The organism is Shewanella sp. (assembly GCF_051658185.1).
GTDB lineage: Bacteria > Pseudomonadota > Gammaproteobacteria > Enterobacterales > Shewanellaceae > Shewanella.
The window spans coordinates 1-7,549 of the sequence record NZ_JBOFMC010000316.1 but is presented as its reverse complement, the minus strand read 5'-3'; the positions used below and the strand labels follow the sequence as shown (position 1 = coordinate 7,549).

General features: G+C 47.3%; 6 protein-coding genes and 1 pseudogene. 5 read left to right on the top strand and 2 right to left on the bottom strand.

Annotated features, from left to right (window positions below; all coding sequences use genetic code 11):
* On the top strand, positions 1 to 860 hold an 860-nt coding region (locus tag ACRCZA_RS12040; protein ID WP_438674672.1), incomplete at its 5' end, for a sodium-dependent transporter.
* A gap of 226 nt (positions 861 to 1,086) precedes the next feature.
* On the opposite strand, the gene ACRCZA_RS12035 is transcribed toward ACRCZA_RS12040, so the two are convergent.
* A complete protein-coding gene (locus tag ACRCZA_RS12035; protein WP_438674671.1) occupies positions 1,087 to 1,959 on the bottom strand; it encodes a LysR family transcriptional regulator in 873 nt (290 codons plus the stop codon).
* Positions 1,960 to 2,094: 135 nt separating this feature from the next.
* Here ACRCZA_RS12035 and ACRCZA_RS12030 point away from each other — a divergent pair, with 135 nt between their 5' ends.
* The 3 genes from ACRCZA_RS12030 (at position 2,095) to ACRCZA_RS12020 (ending at position 5,613) form a co-directional block, all read left to right on the top strand.
* On the top strand, positions 2,095 to 2,619 hold the full coding sequence (locus ACRCZA_RS12030) for a PACE efflux transporter (RefSeq protein WP_438674670.1): 525 nt from the start codon (positions 2,095 to 2,097) through the stop codon (positions 2,617 to 2,619).
* A 340-nt stretch (positions 2,620 to 2,959) separates the two neighbouring features.
* Complete coding sequence (locus tag ACRCZA_RS12025; protein WP_438674669.1) at positions 2,960 to 5,014, top strand: metallophosphoesterase; 2,055 nt, start codon at positions 2,960 to 2,962, stop codon at positions 5,012 to 5,014.
* Positions 5,015 to 5,277: 263 nt separating this feature from the next.
* Positions 5,278 to 5,613, top strand: a complete 336-nt coding sequence (locus ACRCZA_RS12020) for a hypothetical protein (RefSeq protein ID WP_438674668.1) — start codon at positions 5,278 to 5,280, stop codon at positions 5,611 to 5,613.
* A gap of 1 nt (position 5,614) precedes the next feature.
* Here the strand turns inward: ACRCZA_RS12020 and ACRCZA_RS12015 are convergent.
* A pseudogene (locus tag ACRCZA_RS12015) lies at positions 5,615 to 5,815 on the bottom strand (IS4 family transposase); the annotation flags it as partial.
* A 181-nt stretch (positions 5,816 to 5,996) separates the two neighbouring features.
* On the opposite strand from ACRCZA_RS12015, the gene ACRCZA_RS12010 reads away from it, so the two are divergent.
* The coding region (locus tag ACRCZA_RS12010) for a methyl-accepting chemotaxis protein (protein ID WP_438674667.1) at positions 5,997 to 7,549 on the top strand (1,553 nt) is incomplete at its 3' end.

Genomic DNA, 7,549 nt, shown 5'->3' with positions numbered 1-7,549 from the left:
ATGGCATCGAAAAATGCTCCAAACGGTTAATGCCGCTACTCATCGTTATGCTTTTGGCCGGTGTCGGCTATATCTTTAGCCTCACGGGCGCAGAACAAGGGCTTCGCGCCCTCATGACACCCAATATTGCAAAGGCGATGGCACCGGACACCTTGCTCAGCGCCCTAGGACAAACCTTTTTCTCACTCACCATAGGCACTGGCGCCATGATGGTTTATGGCAGTTATTTGAACCCAAAAGAAAACATTGCCAAATTGACCCTATGGGTCGCCTTTGCTGACAGCGGCATCGCCTTTCTTGCTGCCTTGTTGATCATTCCGGCCATGTATGTTGCTCAGCACAATGGCGTGACCATAGTGAATGCTGAGGGCAATTTAATCGATTCCGATACGTTGGTGTTTAGCGTATTACCCGCATTATTTTCAACCTTAGGTGACGGAATAAGCTTAATCATCAGTGTGATTTTCTTTTTGTTACTGACGATTGCCGGGCTAACATCGGCCATCTCCATCGCCGAAGTGCCCACCAGCTATTTGATGCAACAATTTGGCTTATGCCGCCAACGAGCCAGCATCATTATCGGCCTGTTGCTGACTTCACTATCCCTTTTATTGGCGGTATTTTTTGAGAGCTTGTTTAGTTTAATTATCATGCTCACTACCCAAATTGCTCAGCCATTGGTAGCCCTGGGGATTGCGATTTATTTAGGCTGGATTTGGCGGCAAACACAATTATTAAACGCGATTGCTGCCCAAGAAGGGGTCGATAGTACCGGATTGCTCTGGCGCATTTGGCCAACCTATGTGAAGTATGTGTGCCCGGCGTTGATCATCGCCATTGCACTAAGGCAATGGCTCTAAAGCAATTAACCTGCACCATGGCGCTCACTTAAAAAGGGAGCCATGGTGCAGTACGCTTTTGTTAAAAATCTATTTTTTGCCTTTTTAAAAGTCCGCCGATAAGAAATCAAGGCACTAAACAGGAATATCATGCTGCCGATGAGCGACACCGTCGTGATAAACGGCCACTTACACAGAAAATTTTATAGCCTCTCTTCAGTCGTCCCTTCCCTCAGTTTCTCCCGCTTTAAAGCGCCTGTAATGCTTCTTTAAGCCAGCATCCCGCCAGTCCCAGTGGACGTGCGCGGTGCCATTGTAACTCCAGCGTTAGAGCTTGACCGCTGATAAAGTCAGACTTCAGTATCACAACCTCATTACGTGCCAAAGGCTGATGGATTAGAAATGCGGGAATAGCTGCCCAGCCCAGACCCCGTTTAACCAGTTCCAGTACACCGAGATCCCCTTCGACCCACCATACCTGCGCGGAGAGTCGAAAGCGCTGGCGTTCGCTGCCTTCTCGTCGTCCGGTCACCATCAACTGTCGTGATCCTTGCAAGTCAACCTCACGCAGCAAGGGTTTGCGAGCCAATGGGTGGCTAGGAGATACCACTAGTGGCATAGCCACTTCACTGAGTGAGTAGGTGACAATCTCACGCTGTGGATGCACCCTCTGGTAGCAGATGCCAAGCTGAGCACGCCCAGTTACGAGTAACTCGGTGACATCTTCCATCAATGGAAATAGCAACTCCAGTTCCACCATAGGATAGCGGTTCGCAAACTGCTCCAACACAGCACCAAGCCAGGGTAAGTGTGAGTCATCATCGATAGCCAAGGTCAGGCGTGATTCTATTCCGGCAGCTAGTTCACCGGCAACGGCCTGCAAGCGCTCACTCTGCGCCAGCAGGATCTCCGCCTCCTTTACCATTCTCGAACCAGCTTGTGTTAGTTGCGGATAGCGACCGGAGCGGTCGAACAAGGTCAGCGCCAGGTCGATCTCCAGATTGGCGATGGCGGTACTAACCACTGACTGTGCCTTGCCTAGTTTACGCGCTGCCGCTGAAAAAGAGCCCGTTTCAGCCGCAGCTAGCAAGATCTTCAGTTGTTCCAATGACGGATTCATTTCTTTTGTTCCCCGAATTTACCTAATCTGAACTTAATCTATCTATTTTGCAGATAGATAATAAAGTGAATGTATCAATATTTGCGTATAGATTAACCATTAATTCGTTAACAAATCTTTTTGAGAGAGTAATTTATGCGTACCCGTAACGATCGCTTACGCCATGCAATTGGTTTTGAATTTGTTGGATTGATGATTGCCGCCCCGTTGGCAAGCTGGTTCATGGACGTTGGGCTCAACCAGATGGGACCACTTGCACTGTTCTTCTCACTATTAGCGACTATTTGGAACTACATTTACAATATCGGGGTCGACAAGCTGTTGCTAAAGCATCAGGGACATACTCATAAAACTCTGTTTCAACGGGTGCTGCACACATTTGGCTTCGAGGCCGGTCTACTTATTGTCGCCCTGCCCGTTCTGTCCTGGTGGCTGAATGTCAGCATGCTGGAGGCGCTAATGCTGGATCTTGGCTTCGTAGTTTTCTACTTAGTTTATGCCTTCATCTACAACTGGGGCTACGATAAGTTCTTTCCTGTTGCTCAAGAAGGACAGAGACCTTTGAGGTCATATGCATGCCAAGGAGAGGAAGACGTCAATTTGGATCTCATTAGGGCGCAACAGACACCGGATATATGTCGCAAGACCCCGAACCATTAACGACCGTTACCCCTTTCTGAAAGGTGAACTATCGATTAGCACAAATCAGTTTCAACAAAATAGGACATTGGCCTTGCTAGCCCCGAGGTGACCATGTAAGTCCCAACTTTTCCACTCAATAAATCTCTGTATGCTCGATCTTTCAGTCGCGATGGCATGGCTCGTCATTGCGACACGCCTAGGCTTAACACCGCACCGAATCATATTTCAGGTCCAGTTTTGCTGATTTATATGCTCTGGTTGGCATTTTCAAGGGTTGTCATCGCTCTGTCATGTTTTTGTCACGGTTTAGTCATTTGTGGTTGATAATTTTTTCGCTCCATTCGTAAGGAGCAGTACAATGAAGTTATCTCGTCGAAATTTCATAAAAATAACAAGTGCTTGCACAGCAAGTCTAGGCGCCGCCACCTTGTTGCCTGGTTGCAATTCAAGCGACAGCGATAATGCCGCCGCTCAGTCATCAAACAAGATTGCCATCCTCTCCGATGTGCATTTTCACGATGTGTATGGCGACTATGACTTTGCCGACTTAGCCCCTATAGATGCCAGTGGCCGTCAAGTCACGATGCGCAGTATGAATGTGTCCTGCCGCTCCACTCGCATGTTCAACGAAAACTACTTCGTCCTGCATGCCACCTTGCAGCAGCTTGGCGAGCAGGGGGTGAAATATGTATGCTTCAGCGGCGATTATTCCGATGATGGTCAGGTCGATACCATCAAGGGCTTTAAAAAGGTGTTGGAGCAGTACCGCGAGCGTTATGGTTTTGTGTTTCTATTAGCGCCGGGCAACCATGATTGTTATCCCGCAGGGGCTAGCCAAAGCAAGATGTTCCTCGATAAAGAAGGCCGGCAAGTGATGGTGGTGGACGATCGCAACACCAGCAGCAACCCCACGGATGAAGGTCAGTCCGGGGAATATCGCCATGTGACCCCCAGTATGTGGGGAGGGAGCATCGAGGATATGATGACTGACCTTGGCGACTATGGTTTTCGCAAGCAAGCACATTGGTTGCACTACGAAACGCCTTTTGGCACCTCTGATGCGTTTTCCGATCGCCAGTATTGGGCCATCAATCCCGATAACAATGAACGGGCCTTGGTCGGGGATGCCAGCTACTTGGTTGAGCCAGAAGAGGGCTTATGGATTTGCATGGTAGACATGAATGTCTTTCGTCCCAATGGCACGGGCTTTAAGCATGACAGCCGTGGCTGGAAGCAAGGGATCGAACCAGGCTATGGTAAAGACTACCTGATGGATTGGCTTAAAGATGTAAACCAGCGGGCAGAACTGCTGGGCAAAAAGCTGTTACTAATCTCGCATTATCCGGCACTTAACTATCTTGATGGCGATGGCGAAGTCAACGACGGCCACGATGTGAATTATTTGCTCGGTGATAAAAGCAATACCATCAGCCGCTTACCCGACAGTGCTGTGGGCGATGCTTTTATCAGCTGCGGCCTTAAGCTGCATTTTGCCGGGCATATGCATGTGAACGATACCTATTGCTACCGCAATGACCAAGGGCATGTGTTTAACGTACAAGTACCTTCATTATCAGCATACATTCCAGCCTATAAATTAGTGACCTTCCATAACAGAAACGATGTCGAGATTGATACGGTTGTGGTGAGTGATGTGCCTGATTTTGATGCGCTGTTTCCATTTTACCGCCAAGAGATCGACCAATTTGAGGCACAGGGCAAAGGTGATGCGGTGTTTTGGCGCGAGATGTTGGAAGCCACCGATTACCGCGATTTAATGCGCCGCCATTTGATGACTCTGGTGCGTAACCGCTTCTTTGACAGCATGGCCGAAGATATGAAGTTGCTGTTTCAAAGCAATCCCAGCTTGTATGCCTTGATGGTGACCAGCCAGTTACCTGTGCCAATCAGCGCCACAAAGGCACTGCAAGCGTCGAAGCAGCTTGAGCCCCACCATAGTGCAGCCCAAGTCGCGACCGCCTTTATCGGCAAGGATGCGACTGAAGAAGATTATCAAGCGGCCATCGCAGCGACAGTGCAGGTCGAAAATCACATCGCCCAGAGTGGCTTATCGCGTCAGTCCTTCTTTAATGAAGATTTCCAGGAATTGCTCGATTTAGTTTACCACCTGAAAAATGCCGATGAACTGTCACTGCAGGACTATGGTTACGAGCGCATCCCCACCTACCAAGTGGCGATGCAATTACTCGCCACACTGCAATTAGCCCAGCACAGCGAAAGCTGCAGTGCAGAGGATTTTGATTGCCAACTGTCGGTATTGCAGGCGCGCTTATCAGCCATGCATCGGGTATTTGAGCTCTTTGTAAAGGCTGACCCATCAACGCACTTCAGGCTGAATCTGGTCACCGGCGACATTTTGGACTTGTGGGTTGAAAATCCCTTTCGCCAGTAACCAGGTGATGGACTGAGAATCGCTCACTCCCACACAGGATAGCTACACGCCTGCGGGCAAGTAAAACCGGCGATGAAGGCTGCGGCAAGCGTGCCGTTTTAGCTTATGGCAGGCAGTTGTAGCAGCGTTGGCAACGTCAGTCCGAGTAAGTAAAAATACTCGGATTGATGATTTGTAAGGTAAATCACCTGGCACATCAGTCGTGGCAGTGCTTGATGACGCCTGAAAGTGCAAAAATAAAGAATAACCAATGGGATGATGTTATGTTTGATACCGGTTTGACTGAGTGGGCGCTAGTACTGCTAGTGGGTTTATTGGCGCTGGGGCCAAAGCACTTGCCAGCAGCACTGCAACAATTAATACAAGGCATAACGTCATTACGGCGTTTTGTGATGGCAATGCAGGCGGAAATCAACAGACAGTACGAACTCGATGAGATCACCGCCCACGTTAGCCAAAAGCGCCAGCAACTGACGCAAAACCTGTCCAATGACATGCAGCGATATCTGCAAAAATTGCCAACCCAAGCAGCAACTCCTGCTCCTAGTTCTGCTCCTACTCCTACTCTTGGTTCTGTCTTAGCCAATAAAAAGAGTTAAATAGACACATCCCGTTGAACTGCCTGAGCAGATCGGCAATTGAAGTACAATTCCCCTTACTGAGCGCCGAAATAAGACTGAGTACGAGTTGTTCTGGTAAAATCGCTCGACATCGCTTCATGAGGCCAATATTTTTTGCCGTTTTTTGAAGAAAGTGAGCGCTAAAGAATTGCATAAACTGCTTTTTAAGAGAGATAATCATGACTGGCCTTTTTGTGTTTGATGGTTTGTTTGGCGACAATTATCAGATCACAAATAAGGCCATTTTTCTGTCTAAATAAATGAGTTAACTCTTAAGATCCTGTTTATGAAGGCAATATTTAAGGTGAAAGACGTTACTCCCAACTATCTTTTTAAGAGACGTTATTTGTTAGGGGCTTTTTATGTTAATCCGCTCGAAATTGTTACTCAGTGCTGCCGTATCCGTAACGGCTGTGATTGCCATGTTTGGATTACAACTTTATACAAATTCGGTTGAGTCGGAACTCTCCCATGCGGCGCGAACCGTGCTTGAACTCGAGCGTGATGTGTTGTTGATGCGTAAAAATGAAAAGGATTTTTTGAGTCGCAAAGATATTCAATATGTTGAAAAGCATAAACAAACTCATGATCAAATAGATGGCCTGCTCCCGAAGCTTGAGAGTATTTTTAAAACATACGATGTACCCGTTGCTTCCCTAGAAAGTTTTGATCGTAATCTAAACCAATACCAAGTGGCATTTAATGAAGTTGTTCAACTACAGCAAGAAATAGGATTAACGCCTAAAACAGGTCTTTATGGCACCCTAAGAACCGCGGTGCACAATGTCGAATCCATGCTTAAGGAGTATGATCAATTATCCTTACAAGTTGCCATGCTACAGCTTAGGCGCAATGAAAAAGATTTTATGTTGCGCCGCGAAATGAGCTACGTAGAGACTTTTGACCGCAATATTGCGGTGTTTAATACCAGTCTAAGATCGTCAAGTTTAGATTTCGATACGCAAAATAAAATTGCCGCCTCGATAGACCAATATCAAAAGGATTTTAAAAGCCTTGTCAGTAAAGAGCAGCATCTGGGTTTGGATGAAAAACAAGGCACGATGGCGCAATTAGTCGCAGCCAATCTATTAACTGAATCCAGCGCCGACGAACTGCATAACCTTGCCTTAAAAGCGATTGATGAGACTGAGAAGAGCAGCAGGAATATTGGGATTATAGTCTTTCTAATCATTGCATTAATCCTAGGCATAATTACTTACCTGATTATCCGCAGCATTATCACTCCAGTAGAGCGCATTACTCAGGTGATTTCTCGTATCGAAGTGAGCAAAGACTTAACCCTTAGATGCGATGTTTCTACTCAGGATGAATTAGGTGAAATCGCACAGCATTTCAATAGCATGGTTGGAAGTTTTCAGCAGCTTATCGAGCAAGTCATTGAATCTGTTGGGACGATTAACACTTCAAGCAAGAGTGTTTCACAAAATGCGATGCTTGCTTCCGAGGGCGTGGCGCAACAACTCAACGAAACCGATATGGTGGCTACGGCGATTACTGAAATGGGAGCAACTATTGATGAAATTGCTAAAACCACGGAACTTGCGGCCCATAAAGCGGGTAAAACCCATGATAATGCTCAGATGGGGCAAACTGAAGTTGAACAGACAATTCTTAAAATCAGGCAGCTATCAGAGCAAATCAACACGAGTGTATCTGTGGTTGATGAGCTAGAACGCGATAGCGAAACCATTGGTAGTGTGCTGGATGTGATCCGTGGCATTGCAGAGCAAACCAATCTGCTGGCGCTCAATGCTGCGATTGAAGCGGCGCGCGCAGGCGAACAAGGACGAGGCTTTGCGGTAGTGGCTGATGAGGTACGTAGTCTTGCTATGCGCACTCAGTCATCAACCCAGGAAATTGCCAATATTATTCAGACATTACAAAGCCGAACTCG

What these genes read in the sequence shown, in the direction of transcription:
- ACRCZA_RS12025 (WP_438674669.1), top strand. Translation starts at nt 2,960, where the DNA reads ATGAAGTTATCTCGTCGAAATTTCATAAAAATAACAAGTGCTTGCACA.
- ACRCZA_RS12020 (WP_438674668.1), top strand. Translation starts at nt 5,278, where the DNA reads ATGTTTGATACCGGTTTGACTGAGTGGGCGCTAGTACTGCTAGTGGGT.
- ACRCZA_RS12030 (WP_438674670.1), top strand. Translation starts at nt 2,095, where the DNA reads ATGCGTACCCGTAACGATCGCTTACGCCATGCAATTGGTTTTGAATTT.
- ACRCZA_RS12035 (WP_438674671.1), bottom strand. Translation starts at nt 1,959, where the DNA reads ATGAATCCGTCATTGGAACAACTGAAGATCTTGCTAGCTGCGGCTGAA.